This window comes from Micromonospora psammae, assembly GCF_036902725.1.
Lineage (GTDB): Bacteria > Actinomycetota > Actinomycetes > Mycobacteriales > Micromonosporaceae > Micromonospora.
In genome coordinates, this window is the sequence record NZ_JBAKHM010000014.1 from 111,787 (window position 1) to 129,611 (window position 17,825).

The window sequence follows — 17,825 nt, forward strand, 5'->3', positions numbered from 1 at the left end:
GTGGCTATATCCATTCCGGTGGGGTCGGCAGCTGACCGTCCGGGGTGACGGTCAGCACGTCGCCGCTGCTGCGGCCGATCAACCAGGCGGCCAGCTCGGTGACGGGACCGGTGACCAGGGGCGCGTTCTCCCGGTCACCCAGGACCACCTCGTGCCGGCTGCCGTCGAAGCGCAGCACCATCGCCGGCACGTCGGCCCGGGTGGCGAGGCCGTTGGTCACCTCGTGGAGCAGGTGGTGGGAGAAGGCCTCCGGCCAGTCGGCGCACCGGTAGCCGACGTCCAGGTCGACGTGGTGCACCTCGATCTCGCGCAGCCGGCCCCAGACCAGCATGGCGGCCTTCCACGGCCCGAGCCGCGCCTCGACGGTGGCCGTCCACGCCTCCACCGGCATCGCCGCGACCGCCTCGGCGAACCGCTCGGCGGAGCGGCGCAGGTCGTCCAGGTGGGCGGCGGGCGGCCGGGCGGCGCCGGCCTCGATGTCGGCCGTGCGGGCCGCGGTGCTGGCGTACATCGGGATGCGTTCACCCGTGCGGGCGGCGGTGAGCAGGTTGACGAAGCCGTCCGCGTTGCGGGCCAGGTGGGCCAGGACGTGGCCGCGGGTCCAGCCCGGGAGCAGGGAGGGCGCCGCGATGTCGGCGGCGTCGAGGTCGGTCGCCGCGCGGAGCAGGCGGGCCGTGGCGTCGTCCACCTCGCCGGTCAGCAGAAGCGGATCAGTGGTCACGCTCCGACCCTAGTGGTCCGGGGCCGCCCCGTCGCCGGGGAAATCGCTTTCGGCGCGTCGGCGCGCCCCCTACCGTCGGTGGCGTACGCGGCGCCGGAGGTCGGAGGGGGTGGTCACGAATGCCGGTCTCAGCACGCGTGTTCCGCCACCACCCGGTCCGACCTTCGTGAGGATGCCATGACCATCGATCTGACCGCCCTCGGCCTCGACGCCGAGCGGGCGGAGTACGCGCGGCGGCGCCCGGACCGCCGGCCCGGCCGGGTGGCCCGGGTCGACCGCGGGGTGTGCACCGTGCTCCGCGCGGACGGCCCCGTCCGCGCCTCGCTGGGCCCGGCGGTGCTGGCCGCCGCCGCCCGTGACCTGACCGCCCTGCCCTGCGCCGGCGACTGGGTGCTCCTGGCCACCTGGCCGGACGGCCCGGTCACCGTCGAGACCGTGCTGCCGCGCCGCACCGCGCTGGTCCGGCGTACCGCCGGCAAGGACGCCAGCGGCCAGGTGCTCGCCGCGAACCTCGACGCCGTCGCGGTCGTCGAGCCGGTGCACCCCGAGCCGGACGTCGCCCGGATCGAGCGGCTGCTCGCCCTCGCCCACGAGTCCGGGGCGCGGCCGCTGGTCGTGCTCACCAAGGTCGACCTGGCCGCCGATCCGGCCGCGGTCGCCCGGCAGTTCGCCGCGGTGGCGCCCGGCGTGCCGGTGCTGCCGGTCAGCGCCGAGCGGGGCACCGGCCTGGAGCCGCTGCGGCCCCTCGTCGCCCCCGGGCGGACCCTCGGGCTCGTCGGGCCCTCCGGGGCGGGAAAGTCGAGCCTGGTCAACGCGCTGGCCGGGGCGGTGGTCATGCCGACCCAGGCGATCCGCCGGGTGGACGGCAAGGGCCGGCACACCACCACCTGGCGGGCGCTCGTCCCGGTCCCCGGCGGCGGGGCGGTGCTGGACACCCCGGGGGTGCGGGCGGTGGGCCTGCTGGACGGGTCGGCCGGGCTGGACCGCGCCTTCGCCGACATCGCCGAGCTGGCCCTCGGCTGCCGGTACGCCGACTGCGGGCACGAGGCCGAGCCGGGCTGCGACGTGCGGGAGGCGCTGGCGACCGGGGAGCTGCCCGCCCGCCGGTGGGAGCACTGGCGCCGGCTGCAACGCGAGGTGGCGTACGAGAGCGGCCGGCGCGAGGCCCGGCTGGCCGCGCAGCGCCGGGGCGGCTGGCGCAGCGGCCGGAAGCGGACCGCCCGCCCCTGACCGGCGCGGGCCGCGGGGCCGGTTGAGCTGGGGGAATGCGGTGGCGCGGGAAGTTGTCGTACCTCGGGGCTAAGGTTGCCGAGGCGTCTTGTATGCGCCTCGAAAACCGCACAGACCTCGCTCTGAGCGGACAGATCCGCCTCACTTTCTTCTTCCGGGAGCACACGCACCGTGGCCGACCGACTGATCATCCGTGGCGCGCGCGAGCACAACCTGCGTGACGTCAGTCTCGACCTGCCCCGGGACGCCCTGATCGTCTTCACCGGGCTCTCCGGTTCGGGCAAGTCGAGCCTGGCCTTCGACACGATCTTCGCCGAGGGGCAGCGCCGGTACGTCGAGTCGCTGTCGTCGTACGCCCGGCAGTTCCTCGGCCAGATGGACAAGCCCGACGTCGACTTCATCGAGGGCCTGAGCCCCGCGGTCTCCATCGACCAGAAGTCGACCTCGCGCAACCCGCGCTCCACCGTCGGCACCATCACCGAGGTCTACGACTACCTGCGGCTGCTCTTCGCCCGCATCGGCGAGCCGCACTGCCCGGTCTGCGGGGAGCGGATCTCCAAGCAGAGCCCGCAGCAGATCGTCGACCGGGTGCTCGCGATGGCCGAGGGCACCCGGTTCATGGTCCTCGCCCCGGTCGTACGCGGCCGCAAGGGCGAGTACGTCGACCTCTTCGCCGAGCTCCAGGCCAAGGGGTACGCCCGGGCCCGGATCGACGGTGTGGTGCACCCGCTGACCGAGCCGCCCAAGCTCAAGAAGCAGGAGAAACACACCATCGAGGTGGTGATCGACCGGCTCACCGTCAAGCCGAGCGCCAAGCAGCGGCTGACCGACTCGGTGGAGGCCGCGCTCGGCCTCTCCGGCGGGCTGGTGCTGCTCGACTTCGTCGACCTGGCCGAGGACGACCCCGACCGGGAGCGCCGCTACTCCGAGCACCTGGCCTGCCCCAACGACCACCCGCTGGCGATCGAGGACCTGGAGCCCCGGGTCTTCTCCTTCAACGCGCCGTACGGCGCCTGCCCGGAGTGCACCGGCCTGGGCACCAAGAAGGAGGTCGACCCGGAGCTGGTCGTCCCCGACCCGGAGCGCACCCTGCGCGACGGCGCGATCCAGCCCTGGTCCACCGGGCACAACCTGGAATACTTCCTGCGCCTGCTGGAGGCGCTCGGGGAGAGCCAGCACTTCGACATCGACACGCCCTGGCGGGCGCTGCCCTCTCGGGCGCAGAAGACGATCCTGCACGGCTCCGACGACCAGGTGCACGTGCGCTACCGCAACAAGTACGGCCGGGAGCGCTCCTACTACACCGGCTTCGAGGGCGTGGTGCAGTGGATCGAGCGCCGGCACTCCGACACCGAGTCGGAGTGGTCGCGGGACAAGTACGAGGGCTACATGCGGGACGTGCCCTGCGCGGCCTGCGGCGGGGCCCGGCTCAAGCCCGAGGTGCTCGCGGTCACCCTGGCCGGCAAGAGCATCGCCGAGGTCTGCAACCTCTCCGTCGGCGAGGCGGCCGAGCTGCTCGCCGGCATCGAGCTCACCGACCGGCAGAAAATGATCGCCGAGCGGGTGCTCAAGGAGATCAACGCCCGGCTGAAGTTCCTGCTCGACGTGGGGTTGGACTACCTCTCCCTGGACCGGGCGGCCGGCACCCTCTCCGGCGGCGAGGCGCAGCGCATCCGGCTCGCCACCCAGATCGGCTCCGGCCTGGTCGGCGTGCTCTACGTGCTGGACGAGCCGTCCATCGGCCTGCACCAGCGGGACAACCACCGGCTGATCGAGACCCTGCTGCGGCTGCGCGGCCTGGGCAACACGCTGATCGTGGTGGAGCACGACGAGGACACCATCCGGGTCGCGGACTGGATCGTCGACATCGGCCCGGGCGCCGGCGAGCACGGCGGCGAGATCGTGCACAGCGGCTCCGTGCCGGCGCTGCTGGAGAACCCCGAGTCGGTCACCGGGGCGTACCTGTCCGGGCGCAGGTCGATCCCGACGCCGCAGCGGCGTCGCCCGCAGACGCCGGAGCGGGAGCTGGTGGTGCACGGCGCGCGGGAGCACAACCTGCGCAACCTCACCGTCTCCTTCCCGCTCGGCCAGCTCATCGCGGTCACCGGGGTCAGCGGCTCCGGCAAGTCGACCCTGGTCAACGACATCCTCTACGCGGTGCTGGCCAACCAGATCAACGGCGCCCGGCTGGTCCCCGGCCGGCACACCCGGGTCACCGGCCTGGAGCACGTGGACAAGGTCGTCGGCGTCGACCAGTCGCCGATCGGCCGGACGCCGCGGTCCAACCCGGCCACCTACACCGGGGTCTGGGACCACGTCCGCAAGCTCTTCGCCGAGACCACCGAGGCCAAGGTCCGGGGGTACGGCCCCGGCCGGTTCTCGTTCAACGTCAAGGGCGGCCGCTGCGAGGCGTGCTCCGGCGACGGCACCATCAAGATCGAGATGAACTTCCTACCGGACGTCTACGTCCCCTGCGAGGTCTGCAAGGGCGCCCGCTACAACCGGGAGACGCTGGAGGTGCACTACAAGGGCAAGACCGTCTCCGACGTGCTGGAGATGCCGATCGAGGAGGCGGCCGAGTTCTTCTCCGCCATCCCGGCCATCCACCGGCACCTGAAGACGCTGGTCGACGTCGGCCTCGGGTACGTCCGGCTCGGCCAGCCCGCGCCGACGCTCTCCGGCGGTGAGGCGCAGCGGGTCAAGCTCGCCTCCGAGCTGCAGAAGCGCTCGACCGGCCGGACGGTCTACGTGCTCGACGAGCCGACCACCGGCCTGCACTTCGAGGACATCCGCAAGTTGCTGATGGTGCTGGAGGGCCTGGTCGACAAGGGCAACACGGTGATCACCATCGAACACAACCTCGACGTGATCAAGACCGCCGACTGGCTGATCGACATGGGCCCGGAGGGCGGCCACCGGGGCGGCACGGTGCTCGCCACCGGCACCCCCGAGGAGGTGGCCGAGGTGACCGAGAGCCACACCGGGCAGTTCCTGCGCCAGGTGCTCAAGCTCGACGGCGAGGCCAAGGGCGCCAAGGCGGCCACCACCCGGGCGGCCCGGGCCAACGGGAGCGCCACGAAGTCGCGTACCCGCAAGGTCGCGGCCGGGGCGCGCTGAGCGGGCGACGTCGCGCGGACGGGCGGGCCGGGAAACCGGTCCGCCCGTCCGCTTCTCCGTGTCGACTGGGCGACGGGTGAACCGTCGGGCACAGTGATCCGTGTGCAGATGTGTGGCCGTCGATCACCGACCGGCGACGGCAGCCGAGAGAGAGGCCGGAGATGAGTGACGATCAGGTATTGACCGGACCCGTCGCGCGCACGCGGCGCGCCCTGCTCGCCGGGGCCGGGGCGGTGGGGGCGTCGGTCGTCCTGGCCGCCTGCGGTGACGACTCCGGTGACGGCGGCGTGTCCGCGCCGACCAGCGGCGGCCCGGGCGCGACCGGGGCCGGCGACGCCGAGGGCGGCGACCGCGAGGGCGCGTCCTCGCTGGCGAAGACCAGTGACATCCCGGTCGGTGGCGGGGCGGTCTTCGCCGCCCAGGGCGTGGTGATCACCCAGCCCAGCCCGGGGGAGTTCAAGGCCTTCGACCCGATCTGCACCCACCAGAACTGCCCGGTGTCGAACGTCGACGGGGGCACGATCAACTGCACCTGTCACAACAGCAAGTTCTCGATCGCCGACGGCACGGTGAAGCAGGGTCCGGCGACCAGGCCGCTCGCTCCCAAGGCGATCAAGGTCCAGGGCGACCGGATCAGCCTGGCCTGACCGCCACCGGGTCCGGCGCGGCCGCCACCGTGCCGGACCCGGTCGCGTGGCGGCGCTCACCGGAGCCTGTCGGATGCCCGGACTAGTCTTGGTTCGTGGCTGACCCCTCGACCTACCGTCCCGCACCCGGCACCATCCCGGAGCAGCCCGGGGTCTACCGCTTCCGCGACGGCACCGGCCGGGTCATCTACGTCGGCAAGGCCAAGAACCTGCGCAGCCGACTCAACTCCTACTTCGCCGACCTGTGGGGGCTGCACCAGCGCACCCAGCAGATGGTCACCACCGCCGAGTCGGTCGACTGGGTCACCGTCGGCACCGAGGTGGAGGCGCTCCAGCTCGAATACACCTGGATCAAGCAGTACGACCCCCGGTTCAACGTCCGCTACCGCGACGACAAGTCCTACCCCTACCTGGCGGTCACCCTCGACGAGGAATATCCGCGGCTGCAGGTGATGCGGGGCGCCAAGCGCAAGGGCGTGCGCTATTTCGGGCCGTACTCGCACGCCTGGGCGATCCGCGAGACGCTGGACCTGCTGCTGCGCGTCTTCCCGGCGCGGACCTGCTCCTCCGGGGTGTTCAAGCGGGCCGGCCAGGTCGGCCGCCCCTGCCTGCTGGGCTACATCGGCAAGTGCTCGGCGCCCTGCGTCGGCAGCGTCTCCGCCGAGCAGCACCGCGACATCGTCGACGGCTTCTGCGACTTCATGGCCGGCCGCACCGACACCATGGTCCGCCGGCTGGAACGGGAGATGACCGAGGCCAGCGAGCAGTTGGAGTTCGAGCGGGCCGCCCGGCTGCGCGACGACGTGGCGGCGCTGCGTCGGGCGTTGGAGAAGCAGACCGTGGTGCTCGGCGACGGCACCGACGCCGACGTGGTGGCCTTCGCCGACGACCCGCTCGAGGCCGCCGTGCAGGTCTTCCACGTCCGCGACGGTCGGGTCCGTGGCCAGCGCGGCTGGGTGGTGGAGAAGACCGAGGAGCTGAGCACCGGCGACCTGGTGCACCACTTCTGCACCCAGGTCTACGGCGGTGAGCAGGGCGAGGCGGACGTGCCCCGCGAGCTGCTCGTCCCGGAGCTGCCGGCCGACGCCGACGCCCTTGCCGACTGGCTCTCCCACCACCGGGGCAGCCGGGTCAGCCTGCGGGTGCCGCAGCGCGGTGACAAGAAGTCGCTGCTGGAGACGGTGGAGCGCAACGCCAGGGACGCGCTGGCCCGGCACAAGCTCAAGCGGGGCAGCGACCTGACCACCCGGAGCCGGGCGCTCGACGAGATCAGCGACGCCCTCGGTATGCGCACCGCGCCGTTGCGCATCGAGTGTTTCGACGTGTCGCAGATCCAGGGCACCGACGTGGTCGCCAGCATGGTGGTCTTCGAGGACGGCCTCGCCCGCAGGAGTGAGTACCGGCGGTTCATCGTCCGGGGCGCCACCGACGACCTCTCCGCGATGTCCGAGGTGCTGCGCCGCCGCTTCGCCCGCTACCTGGACGCGCGGGCCGAGAGCGGGGAGATCGGCGAGGAGACCGCCGGTGACCCGGACCGGCCCGGCATCGACCCGACCACCGGCCGGCCGCGCAGGTTCGCGTACCCGCCCCAGCTGGTGGTGGTCGACGGTGGCGCCCCGCAGGTCGCCGCGGCCGCCCAGGCCCTCGCCGATTTGGGCATCGACGACGTGGCGCTCTGCGGCCTGGCCAAGCGGCTGGAGGAGGTCTGGCTCCCCGACGACGAGTTCCCGGTCATCCTGCCGCGCACCTCGGAGGGGCTCTACCTGCTGCAACGGGTCCGCGACGAGGCGCACCGCTTCGCCATCACCTTCCACCGGCAGCGGCGCTCCAAGCGGATGACCTCCTCGGCGCTGGACGACGTCCCCGGGCTGGGGGAGGTGCGCCGCAAGGCGGTGCTGCGGCACTTCGGCTCGCTCAAGCGGCTCTCCGCCGCCACCGTCGAGGAGATCACCGAGGTGCCGGGGGTGGGCAGGCGCACCGCCGAGGCCATTCTCGCGGCGCTCGACGGCGACGAGGCGAAGACGCCGGCCACCGACTGACCGGCGTCGGGTCGACAGCGACCTGCGCGGCGGGGAGCGGGCAATCGGTCAGGCCGGGTCGGCGAGGACGGTGAGGATCTGCTCGCCGTACTTGGCGAGCTTGTTCTCCCCGACGCCGTTGACCCGGGACAGGTCGGCCAGCGACCCCGGCGCCTCGGTCGCGATCTGCCGCAGAGTGGCGTCGTGGAAGATCACGTACGCCGGCACGCCCTGCTCCTTCGCGGTCGCCGCCCGCCAGGCGCGCAGCCGTTCGAACAGCGACGTGGCCTCCGGGGTCAGGTCGGCCACCACGGTGGCCGCCCCGCGGGGCTTGACCGACCGGCCCGACGCCGGCTTCTCCGGCTCCCGTCGCATGGTCACCGTGCGGCGGCGGCCCAGCACGTCGGCGCTGGCCTCGGTCAGCGCCAGCGTGCCGTAGTCGCCCTCGACCGCCAGCAGGCCCTCGGCCAGCAGTTGGCGGACCACCCCGCGCCACTCGGCCTCGCGCAGCTCGGTGCCGATGCCGAAGGTGCTCAGCGCGTCGTGGCCGTACTGGGTGATCTTGTCGGTCTGCCGGCCGAGCAGGATGTCGACGCAGTGCCCGGCGCCGAAGCGCTGGTTGCGCTCGCGGTCCAGCCGGAAGACGGTGGAGAGGAGCTTCTGGGCGGCGACGGTGCCGTCCCAGGTCTCCGGCGGGGTCAGGCAGGTGTCGCAGTTGCCGCAGCCGGCCGCCCCGGCCTCGCCGAAGTATTCGAGCAGCTGCACCCGACGGCAGCGGACCGTCTCGCAAAGGGCGAGCATCGCGTCGAGGTGGGCGGCGAGGTTGCGCCGGTGCGCCAGGTCGCCCTCCGACGTCTCGATCATCTTCCGCTGCTGCACGACGTCCTGGAGCCCGTACGCCAGCCAGGCCGTCGACGGCAGGCCGTCCCGACCGGCGCGCCCGGTCTCCTGGTAGTAGCCCTCCACCGACTTGGGCAGGTCGAGGTGGGCGACGAACCGGACGTCGGGCTTGTCGATGCCCATCCCGAAGGCGATGGTCGCCACCATCACCAGACCGTCCTCGCGCAGGAAGCGCTGCTGGTTGGTCGCGCGGGTGGTCGCGTCCAGCCCCGCGTGGTAGGGCAGCGCGGCGACCCCGTTGGCGACCAGGAACTCCGCGGTCTTCTCCACCGACGCGCGGGACAGGCAGTAGACGATGCCGGCGTCGCCCGGGTGCTCGTCGCGCAGCAGGCTGAGCAGCTGCTTGCGCGGCTCCTTCTTCGGCACGATCCGGTACTGGATGTTGGGTCGGTCGAAGCTGGCCACGAAGTGCCGCGCCTCGGTCAGCTTGAGCCGGGTGGCGATCTCACCGCGGGTCGCGCTGGTCGCGGTCGCGGTCAGCGCGATCCGGGGGACCGCCGGCCACCGCTCGTGCAGCATCGACAGGGCCAGGTAGTCGGGGCGGAAGTCGTGCCCCCACTGCGACACGCAGTGCGCCTCGTCGATGGCGAACAGCGCGATCCGGCCCCGGTCGAGCAGGCCGAGGGTGGACCGGCTGCCCAACGCCTCCGGGGCCAGGTAGAGCAGGTCCAGCTCGCCGGCGAGGAACGCCGCCTCCACCTTCCGCCGGGCGTCGAGATCCTGCGTCGAGTTGAGGAAGCCGGCCCGCACGCCGACCGCGGTCAACGCGTCCACCTGGTCCTGCATCAGCGCGATCAGCGGCGAGACGACCACCGCGACACCGTCGCGGACCAGGGCCGGGATCTGGTAGCAGAGCGACTTGCCGCCGCCGGTGGGCATCAGCACCAGGGCGTCGCCGCCGGCCACCACGTGGTCGATGACCTCCCGCTGGAAGCCGCGGAAGGCGTCGTAGCCGAAGACCCGGGTGAGCAGCCCGAGGGCGTCCTCGGTACGCAGGTCGGTGGGGGAGGTCATCCGGGGAGTCTACGAGCCCGCGCCGACACCGCCGCCGACGCCGAGCGGACCGGGCCGCGGGGGAGCGGGAGCGGCCCGCCGCCGGCCGGCCGGCGAGGGAATATCGCGCCGGGCGTCGCTGCTTCCCCGGTGGCGACAGCGGACGCCGAGGTCGACACCGGGACCGGTCGGACGGGCAGGAACGGATCGACGGCGTCCGCCGGGATAGAGTCGCTGACTGACCGCGCGCGTCCCGGGCGAACCGGACGCGGCGCCACGGCTTGGGGGTAGTGGGTGAGCGAGGCGCGGACGACCGACGGGCACGCCCCGGACGGCGGCACGGGGACGGCGGAGGTGGAGACCACCCTGGTGGTGGTCACCGGGCTGTCGGGCGGTGGGCGCAGCACGGTGGCCCGGGCGTTGGAGAACGTCGGCTACTACGTGGTCGACAACCTGCCCCAGGCGCTGATGCTCGACATGGCCGAGCTGGCCGTGAAGGCCGGCGGGGCGGCCCGGCGTACGGCGATGGTGCTGGACGTCCGTTCGCGGGCCTTCTCCACCGACCTGGCCGGAGCCATCCGGGAGCTCAAGGAGCGGGGCTTCTCGCCCCGGGTGGTCTTCGTCGACGCCGACGACGAGGTGCTGATCCGCCGGTTCGAGAGCGTCCGTCGCTCGCACCCGTTGCAGGGGGAGGGGCGGCTGGCCGACGGCATCGCAGTCGAGCGCGCCCTGCTCGAGGAGGCCCGCGACCAGGCCGACGTGATCATCGACACCAGCCACCTGAACGTCAACCAGCTGCGCCGCCGGGTCGAGGAGCTCTTCGGCGGCGAGGACGCCCGCCGGCTGCGGGTCACCGTGCTCTCCTTCGGCTTCAAGTACGGCCTGCCGCCGGACGCCGACTTCGTGCTCGACGCCCGCTTCCTGCCCAACCCGTACTGGGTGCCGGAGCTGCGGGAGCACACCGGGCGGGAGGAGGCGGTCAGCGCGTACGTGCTGGGCCAGGAGGGCGCGGACGCCTTCGTCGCCGCGTACGCCGACCTGGTCAACGCCACCACCGCCGGCTTCGAGCGGGAGGGCAAGCGCTACCTGACGGTGGCGGTCGGCTGCACCGGCGGCAAGCACCGCAGCGTCGCGATCGCCGAGGAGTTGGCGGGCCGGCTGCGTCAGTCCAGCCTCGCGGCCAACGCCCAGCACCGGGACCTGGGGCGGGAATGACGGCGACGAGGGTGGTGGCCTTCGGCGGAGGGCACGGACTCTCCGCCTCGCTGCGGGCGCTGCGGCACTGCGCCGGCGAGCTCGACCTCGACATCACGGCGGTGGTCACCGTCGGCGACGACGGTGGCTCCAGCGGCCGGCTGCGCGCCGAGCGGGGCGGCCTGCCCCCGGGCGACCTGCGGCAGGCCCTGGTGGCGCTGGCCGGCGACCATCCGGCGACCCGGCGCAGCGCCGGGCTCTTCCAGCACCGGTTCGCCGGGGGCGCCGGTGACGCGCTGGCCGGGCACGCGGTGGGCAACCTGATCCTCTGCGGCCTGGTCGAGCAGCTCGGCGACCCGGTCGCCGCCCTGGAGCACGCCGGGGCGATGCTCGGCGCGGTCGGCCGGGTGCTGCCGATGTCCCGCCAGCCGGTCGGCATCGCCGCCCGGGTGCGCGGCACCGACCCGGAGCGTCCCGACGAGGTGCGCACCGTACGCGGCCAGCACCAGGTCGCGGTGACGAGCGGCCGGGTGGAGTCGCTGCTGCTCACCCCCGAGGCCCCGGAGGCGTGCGACGAGGCGGTGGCCGCGGTCGGCGGCGCCGACTGGCTGATCTTCGGTCCGGGCAGCTGGTACACGAGCGTCCTGCCGCACCTGCTGGTGCCCGGCCTGGCCGAGGCGATCGTGGCCAGCCCGGCCCGTCGGCTGGTCACGCTCAACCTGGCGGCGGAGAAGGAGACCCTCGGCCTCTCCGTGGCCGACCACCTGGCCGCCCTGCACTGGTACCTTCCGCAGCTCACGGTGGACTTCGTGCTGGCCGATTCGAAGGCGGTGGGCGATCCCGAACCGGTGGGGCGTGCGGCAGAATCGCTGGGTGCCCGGCTGGTCCTCGCCCCGGTCGCCGTCACCGACGGCACTCCCCGCCATGATCCGGCCGCGCTGGGCGCCGCGCTGGTGCCTGTCCTGGGCGCCGATCGTTAAGCACGTACGTAATCACCGGCGACACGCCGGTACCGGTCCGTGGAGGGGCGCAGAATGGCGATGACGGCCGCGGTCAAGGACGAGCTGAGTCGGGTCGACGTGCCCAAGCCCTGCTGCCGGCGGGCGGAGATGGCGGCGCTGCTGCGCTTCGCCGGTGGGCTGCACATCGTCTCCGGCCGGGTCGTGGTGGAGGCCGAGCTGGACACCGGGGCGGTGGCCCGCCGGCTGCGCCGGGAGATCGCCGAGGTCTACGGCTACCCCAGCGAGATCCACGTGCTCGCCTCCGGTGGGCTGCGCAAGGGCAGTCACTTCATCGTGCGGGTGGTCAAGGACGGCGAGGCCCTGGCCCGGCAGACCGGCCTGCTCGACGTGCGGGGCCGCCCGGTGCGCGGCCTGCCGCCGCACGTGGTCGCGGCGAACGTCTGCTGCGCGGTCTCGGCCTGGCGGGGCGCGTTCATGGCGCACGGCTCGCTGACCGAGCCGGGCCGCTCCAGCGCACTGGAGATCACCTGTCCCGGGCCGGAGTCGGCGTTGGCGCTGGTCGGCGCGGCCCGCCGGATCGGCATCACCGCCAAGAACCGCGAGGTGCGCGGGGTGGACCGGGTGGTGGTCAAGGACGGTGACGCGATCGCCGCGCTGCTCACCCGGATCGGCGCGCACTCCAGCGTGCTGGCCTGGGAGGAGCGCCGGGTCCGCCGCGAGGTCCGGGCCACCGCCAACCGGCTGGCCAACTTCGACGACGCCAACCTGCGCCGCTCCGCCCGGGCCGCGGTGGCCGCCGCCGCCCGGGTCACCCGGGCGCTGGAGATCCTCGCCGACGACGCCCCCAACCACCTGACCTCGGCGGGCCGGCTGCGGCTGGAGCACCGGCAGGCGTCCCTGGAGGAGTTGGGCGCGCTGGCGGACCCGCCGCTGACCAAGGACGCCATCGCCGGCCGGATCCGCCGGCTGCTGGCGCTCGCCGACAAGCGCGCCCGTGACCTGGGCATCCCGGATACCGAAGCTGCCGTCACGCCCGACATGCTCGTGGTCTGATGGGACGGTGAGGCGCCAGCATGCGAGCGGGATCTCCACCCGGCGCGGCGCGGCGTCGCAGGCTCGGATAGGGTCGCTGCGTACGGCAAGGGGGCCGGTACAGGCACTCCTCGCCGTGTACACCGCCTCGGGCGGTCAGGTCCGCACAGACCGCGGCGGGGTGGCCGAGATGAACCGTCAACGGCCGGCTCCACGGTCGGCGCACACACCTCCGCCGGTCCGGGTCTTACGCCGGCGGACCAGAACGCGAGGAGATGGGACCTGTGACCATCCGGGTTGGCATCAACGGCTTCGGCCGGATCGGCCGTAACTTCTTCCGGGCAGTGCTGGCATCCGGCGCTGACGTCGAGGTGGTGGCGGTCAACGACCTGACCGACAACGCGACGCTCGCCCACCTGCTCAAGTACGACAGCATCCTGGGTCGCCTCCCGCACGAGGTGAAGGCCACCGCCGACGAGATCACCGTGGGCGGCCGGACCATCAAGGCGTACGCCGAGAAGGACCCGGCGAAGCTGCCGTGGGGCGAGGTCGGCGCGGACGTCGTCATCGAGTCCACCGGCTTCTTCACCGACGCCACCAAGGCCAGGGCGCACATCGAGGGCGGGGCCAAGAAGGTCATCATCTCCGCTCCGGCGAAGAACGAGGACGTCACGGTCGTCATGGGCGTCAACCACGACCAGTACGACCCGGCCAAGCACAGCATCATCTCCAACGCCTCCTGCACCACCAACTGCCTCGCCCCGATGGCGAAGGTCCTGCACGACACGTTCGGCATCCAGCACGGTCTGATGACGACGATCCACGCGTACACCCAGGACCAGAACCTCCAGGACGCGCCGCACAAGGACCTGCGTCGGGCCCGGGCCGCCGCGCTGAACATCGTCCCGACCTCGACCGGCGCCGCCAAGGCGATCGGCCTGGTGCTGCCGGAGCTCAAGGGCAAGCTGGACGGTTACGCGCTGCGCGTGCCGATCCCGACCGGCTCCACCACCGACCTGACCGTCAACGTGGGTCGGGAGACCACCGTGGACGAGGTCAACGCCGCGATGAAGGCCGCCGCCGACGGCCCGCTCAAGGGCATCCTGGTCTACAACGAGGACCCGATCGTCTCCTCGGACATCGTCACCGACCCGGCGTCGTGCGTCTTCGACGCGCCGCTGACCAAGGTCGTCGGCAACCAGGTCAAGGTCGTCGGCTGGTACGACAACGAGTGGGGCTACTCCAACCGCCTGGTCGACCTGGTCAAGCTGGTGGGTCAGTCGCTGTGAGCATCCGTACCCTCGACGACCTGCTCGCCGAGGGGGTGTCGGGTCGGCGCGTGCTGGTGCGCGCCGACCTGAACGTCCCGCTCGACAAGCAGACCGGAGCGATCACGGACGACGGCCGGATCCGGGCCGTGCTGCCGACGCTGACGGCGCTGGTCTCCGCCGGCGCGAAGGTGGTGGTCTTCTCCCACCTGGGCCGCCCGAAGGGCGCGCCGGACCCGCAGTTCAGCCTCCGCCCGGTCGCCGGGCGGCTCGGTGAGCTGCTCGGCACGGCGGTCCACTTCGCCGAGGACACCGTCGGCGAGTCCGCGCGCTCCACGGTGGACGCGCTGGCCGACGGTCAGGTCGCCCTGCTGGAGAACCTCCGGTTCAACAAGGGGGAGACCAGTAAGGACGATGCCGAGCGGGGCGCGTTCGCCGACCAGCTCGCCGCGCTCGGCGACGCGTACGTCGACGACGCCTTCGGCGCGGTGCACCGCAAGCACGCCAGCGTGTACGACGTGCCGGCCCGCCTGCCGCGCTTCGCCGGCCGGCTGGTGCTGCGCGAGGTGGAGGTGCTCTCCAAGCTGACCGGTGAGCCGGAGCGCCCGTACGTGGTGGTGCTCGGCGGCTCCAAGGTCTCCGACAAGCTGGCGGTCATCGAGGCGCTGCTGCCGACGGTGGACCGGCTGCTCATCGGCGGCGGGATGTGCTTCACCTTCCTCAAGGCCCAGGGCCACGAGGTGGGCAGCTCGCTGCTGGAGCAGGAGATGGTCGAGACCTGCCGCAACCTGATGGAGCGCTCCGGCGGGAAGATCCTGCTCCCGGTCGACGTGGTGGCCGCGGACGCTTTCGCCCCGGATGCCGCGCACGACACCGTGCCGGCCGACGGCATCCCGAGCAAGCGGGTCGGGCTGGACATCGGCCCGAAGACGGTGGCCGGGTTCGCCGCCGCGGTCAAGGGCGCGAAGACGATCTTCTGGAACGGCCCGATGGGGGTGTTCGAGATGGCGGCCTTCGCCAACGGCACCCGCGGGGTCGCCGAGGCGATCGCCGGGTCCGGCGCGTTCACGGTGGTCGGTGGCGGCGACTCCGCGGCGGCGGTCCGTGCCCTGGGCCTGGACGAGTCCGCGTTCGGCCACATCTCCACCGGCGGTGGCGCCTCCCTGGAGTACCTGGAGGGCAAGACCCTCCCCGGCATCGCGGCCCTGGAGAACTGATGGCGAGCACCACCCGCCGGCCGCTGATGGCCGGCAACTGGAAGATGAACCTCAACCACCTCGAGGCCAACCTGCTGGTGCAGAAGCTGGCCGCGAGCCTGAACGAGAAGCAGCTCACCGACGTCGAGACGGTGGTGCTGCCGCCCTTCACCGACCTGCGGACCGTGCAGACCGCGGTGGACGGCGACAAGCTGAAGATCGGCTACGGCGCGCAGGACCTGTCGCCGCACGCGTCGGGGGCCTACACCGGGGACATCTCCGGCCCGATGCTGGCCAAGCTGGGTTGCTCGTACGTCGTGGTGGGGCACTCCGAGCGGCGGGCCTACCACCACGAGACCGAAGGCGTGGTCAACGCCAAGGTCACGGCGGCGCTGACCCACGGGCTGACCCCGATCATCTGCGTGGGTGAGGGGCTCGACGTCCGCGAGCAGGGCGGGCATGTGGCGCACTGCTCGGACCAGCTGGATGGGGCCCTGCACGGGCTCACCGCCGAGCAGGTCCGCAAGGTCGTCATCGCCTACGAGCCGGTCTGGGCGATCGGCACCGGCAAGACGGCAACCCCGGAGGACGCCCAGGAGGTCTGCGAGGCGGTCCGGCGGCGCCTGGCCGACGCGTTCGACCAGGGCACCGCGGACCAGGTCCGGATCCTCTACGGCGGCTCGGTCAAGTCGTCGAACATCGCGGCGATCATGGCCAAGCCGGACGTCGACGGGGCCCTGGTCGGCGGCGCCAGCCTGGACGCCGAGGAGTTCGCGAAGATCTGCCGGTTCCCGGAGCACACCGCCCGCTGATCGCTCGCTATTCTTGACTTCGCCCGTCCACCGGTCGGTGCCGCCGTGCCCGATCTGTCCGGGCGAGGATCGTTACGAGAGGACTGACCCCAGCCATGCCGATCTGGTTCGCATACACGTTGATCGTGTTGCTGGTCATCACGAGCGTTCTGCTCACCATGCTCATCCTGCTGCACCGGGGTAAGGGCGGCGGGCTGTCGAGCATGTTCGGCGGCGGGGTCAGCTCCAGCCTGGCCGGCTCGTCGGTGGCCGAGAAGAACCTGGACCGCTACACCGTGCTGGTGAGCATCGTCTGGTTCGCCTGCATCGTCGGGCTGGGCCTGTGGCTCCGGCTCCAGGTCAACACCTGAGCGGTCCCCTCACGTCGTACAATCTGCGCGCGGTCCGTCACGACGGGCCGCGCGCAGTTTCGTTCGCCCCACTCCGCTGCACCGTCGCCGCCGCCCACCTCCCGGGTGGCGGTCCCCGCCGACGACAGGAGCGAGCCGTGCCCAGTGGCAACGTCATCCGTGGCTCGCGGATCGGGTCCGGCCCGGAACGGCCCGCCGAGCGGTACGCGCCGGCGCCGCGCCGCGCGGTGACCTACTGGTGTCGCAACGACCACGCCACCGAGATCCAGGTGGCGGTCGATGCCGAGGAACCGCCGGTCTGGGACTGCCCGCGCTGTGGCCTGCCGGCCGGGCGGGACGCCGAGAACCCGCCGGGCCGGGTCCGCCCCGAGCCCTACAAGACCCATCTGGCGTACGTGAAGGAGCGGCGCAGCGAGGCCGAGGGTGAGGCCATCCTCGCCGAGGCGCTCGCCGCGCTGCGCGAGCGACGCGCCACCCCCGGAAGCTGAGCCGGGCCCCCGGCCGACGCTGGCGTCGACAGGGGCCCGGCCTCGCACGTCAGCGCAGGCTGCGGGAGCGCGGCGGGACGTCGGCCGCCGCCGCCCGGTCGAGCAGCCAGAGGGTGCGGGACACGCCCCGCGCGCCGGCGGCCGGCACCTGCACCGGACCCGCGCCGGCCAGCGCCATGCCCACCGCGCGGGCCTTGTCGGCCCCGCCGGCCACCAACCAGACCTCCTCGGCGGTGTTGATCGCCGACAGGGTGAGGGTGGTCCGCAGCGGCGGTGGCTTGGGGCTGCCGCGGACCGCGCTGACCGGCCGGTTGTCGTGGTGCACCGGGTGCTCCGGGAAGACCGACGCCACGTGCCCGTCCTCCCCGACCCCCAGCATCAGCACGTCGAAGTGGGGGAGCGCGGCGTGGCCGGGGCGCGCGGCCCGGGCCAGCTCCTCGGCGTAGAAGGCCGCCGCCGACTCCGGGTCCGACCCGGCCGGGCCGTCGGCCGCCGGCATGGGGTGCACCCGCGCCGGGTCCAGCGGCACCACGTCCAGCAGCGCCGCCCGGGCCTGCGTCTCGTTGCGCTCCGGGTCGCCGGCCGGCAGGAAACGCTCGTCGCCCCACCACACGTCCACCCGGGACCAGTCGACCGCGTCCCGGGCCGGCAACGCGGCCACCGCCCGGTACACCGCCGCCGCGATCCGCCCGCCGGTCAGCACCACCGACGCCTGACCCCGGTCCGCCTGCGCGTCGAGCAGCTTCACCACCAACCGGGCCGCCACCGCCTGCGCCAGCAGGTCGGGATCGGCGTGTACGGCGACACTCGCCTCACTCATCTGTTGTGCCTTCGTCTCCGGACCGTCGCGGTCCCTGTTCGTCGTCCCCGGGGGCCGGCCGGCCCAGCCGATGCGGT

General features: G+C 73.0%; 15 protein-coding genes. 12 read left to right on the top strand and 3 right to left on the bottom strand.

Going from position 1 to position 17,825, the window contains the following annotated elements:
* Positions 1-4: 4 nt before the first annotated feature.
* Positions 5-721, bottom strand: coding sequence for a maleylpyruvate isomerase family mycothiol-dependent enzyme (locus V6U79_RS18070; RefSeq protein ID WP_334522729.1), 717 nt, complete (start codon positions 719-721; stop codon positions 5-7).
* 177 nt (positions 722-898) lie between these two features.
* Between V6U79_RS18070 and rsgA the strand changes: the two genes are divergently transcribed.
* The 4 genes from rsgA (at position 899) to uvrC (ending at position 7,754) form a co-directional block, all read left to right on the top strand.
* Positions 899-1,951 (top strand): ribosome small subunit-dependent GTPase A, encoded by a 1,053-nt coding sequence (gene rsgA / locus V6U79_RS18075; protein ID WP_334615262.1) that lies wholly within the window; start codon positions 899-901, stop codon positions 1,949-1,951.
* Between the two features lie 171 nt (positions 1,952-2,122).
* On the top strand, positions 2,123-5,068 hold the full coding sequence (uvrA, locus tag V6U79_RS18080; RefSeq protein WP_334522734.1) for an excinuclease ABC subunit UvrA: 2,946 nt from the start codon (positions 2,123-2,125) through the stop codon (positions 5,066-5,068).
* A 161-nt stretch (positions 5,069-5,229) separates the two neighbouring features.
* The gene (locus tag V6U79_RS18085) at positions 5,230-5,715 is read left to right on the top strand and encodes a Rieske (2Fe-2S) protein (protein ID WP_334615263.1); all 486 of its coding nucleotides are present in this window, start codon (positions 5,230-5,232) and stop codon (positions 5,713-5,715) included.
* A 95-nt stretch (positions 5,716-5,810) separates the two neighbouring features.
* Positions 5,811-7,754, top strand: coding sequence for an excinuclease ABC subunit UvrC (uvrC, locus tag V6U79_RS18090; RefSeq protein ID WP_334522738.1), 1,944 nt, complete (start codon positions 5,811-5,813; stop codon positions 7,752-7,754).
* A 48-nt stretch (positions 7,755-7,802) separates the two neighbouring features.
* Here the strand turns inward: uvrC and recQ are convergent, their stop codons facing one another.
* Entirely contained in the window at positions 7,803-9,647 is a 1,845-nt protein-coding gene (recQ, locus tag V6U79_RS18095; protein WP_334615264.1) for a DNA helicase RecQ, read from the bottom strand.
* A gap of 333 nt (positions 9,648-9,980) precedes the next feature.
* Here recQ and rapZ point away from each other — a divergent pair, with 333 nt between their 5' ends.
* The 8 genes from rapZ (at position 9,981) to V6U79_RS18135 (ending at position 16,928) form a co-directional block, all read left to right on the top strand.
* Positions 9,981-10,841, top strand: a complete 861-nt coding sequence (gene rapZ, locus V6U79_RS18100; RefSeq protein WP_442933290.1) for an RNase adapter RapZ — start codon at positions 9,981-9,983, stop codon at positions 10,839-10,841.
* Positions 10,838-11,800, top strand: coding sequence for a gluconeogenesis factor YvcK family protein (locus V6U79_RS18105; RefSeq protein WP_334615265.1), 963 nt, complete (start codon positions 10,838-10,840; stop codon positions 11,798-11,800). The genes rapZ and V6U79_RS18105 overlap by 4 nt, the downstream gene beginning before the upstream one ends.
* A 54-nt stretch (positions 11,801-11,854) precedes the next feature.
* Positions 11,855-12,835 carry a DNA-binding protein WhiA gene (gene whiA / locus V6U79_RS18110; RefSeq protein WP_076467662.1) on the top strand — a complete coding sequence of 327 codons (981 nt, stop codon included), beginning with the start codon at positions 11,855-11,857 and terminating at the stop codon, positions 12,833-12,835.
* Between the two features lie 263 nt (positions 12,836-13,098).
* Positions 13,099-14,103 carry a type I glyceraldehyde-3-phosphate dehydrogenase gene (gene gap / locus V6U79_RS18115; RefSeq protein ID WP_334615266.1) on the top strand — a complete coding sequence of 335 codons (1,005 nt, stop codon included), beginning with the start codon at positions 13,099-13,101 and terminating at the stop codon, positions 14,101-14,103.
* A complete protein-coding gene (locus V6U79_RS18120) occupies positions 14,100-15,299 on the top strand; it encodes a phosphoglycerate kinase (protein WP_334522751.1) in 1,200 nt (399 codons plus the stop codon). Before gap ends, V6U79_RS18120 begins: the two co-directional genes overlap by 4 nt.
* Positions 15,299-16,090, top strand: a complete 792-nt coding sequence (gene tpiA / locus V6U79_RS18125; protein ID WP_334522754.1) for a triose-phosphate isomerase — start codon at positions 15,299-15,301, stop codon at positions 16,088-16,090. The genes V6U79_RS18120 and tpiA overlap by 1 nt, the downstream gene beginning before the upstream one ends.
* 95 nt (positions 16,091-16,185) lie before the next feature.
* Positions 16,186-16,440, top strand: coding sequence for a preprotein translocase subunit SecG (secG, locus tag V6U79_RS18130; RefSeq protein ID WP_334615267.1), 255 nt, complete (start codon positions 16,186-16,188; stop codon positions 16,438-16,440).
* Positions 16,441-16,577: 137 nt separating this feature from the next.
* On the top strand, positions 16,578-16,928 hold the full coding sequence (locus tag V6U79_RS18135) for an RNA polymerase-binding protein RbpA (RefSeq protein WP_334522760.1): 351 nt from the start codon (positions 16,578-16,580) through the stop codon (positions 16,926-16,928).
* A 49-nt stretch (positions 16,929-16,977) separates the two neighbouring features.
* Here V6U79_RS18135 and pgl read toward each other — a convergent pair whose 3' ends face one another.
* Positions 16,978-17,748, bottom strand: coding sequence for a 6-phosphogluconolactonase (gene pgl, locus V6U79_RS18140; RefSeq protein ID WP_334615268.1), 771 nt, complete (start codon positions 17,746-17,748; stop codon positions 16,978-16,980).
* Between the last annotated feature and the right edge of the window lie 77 nt (positions 17,749-17,825).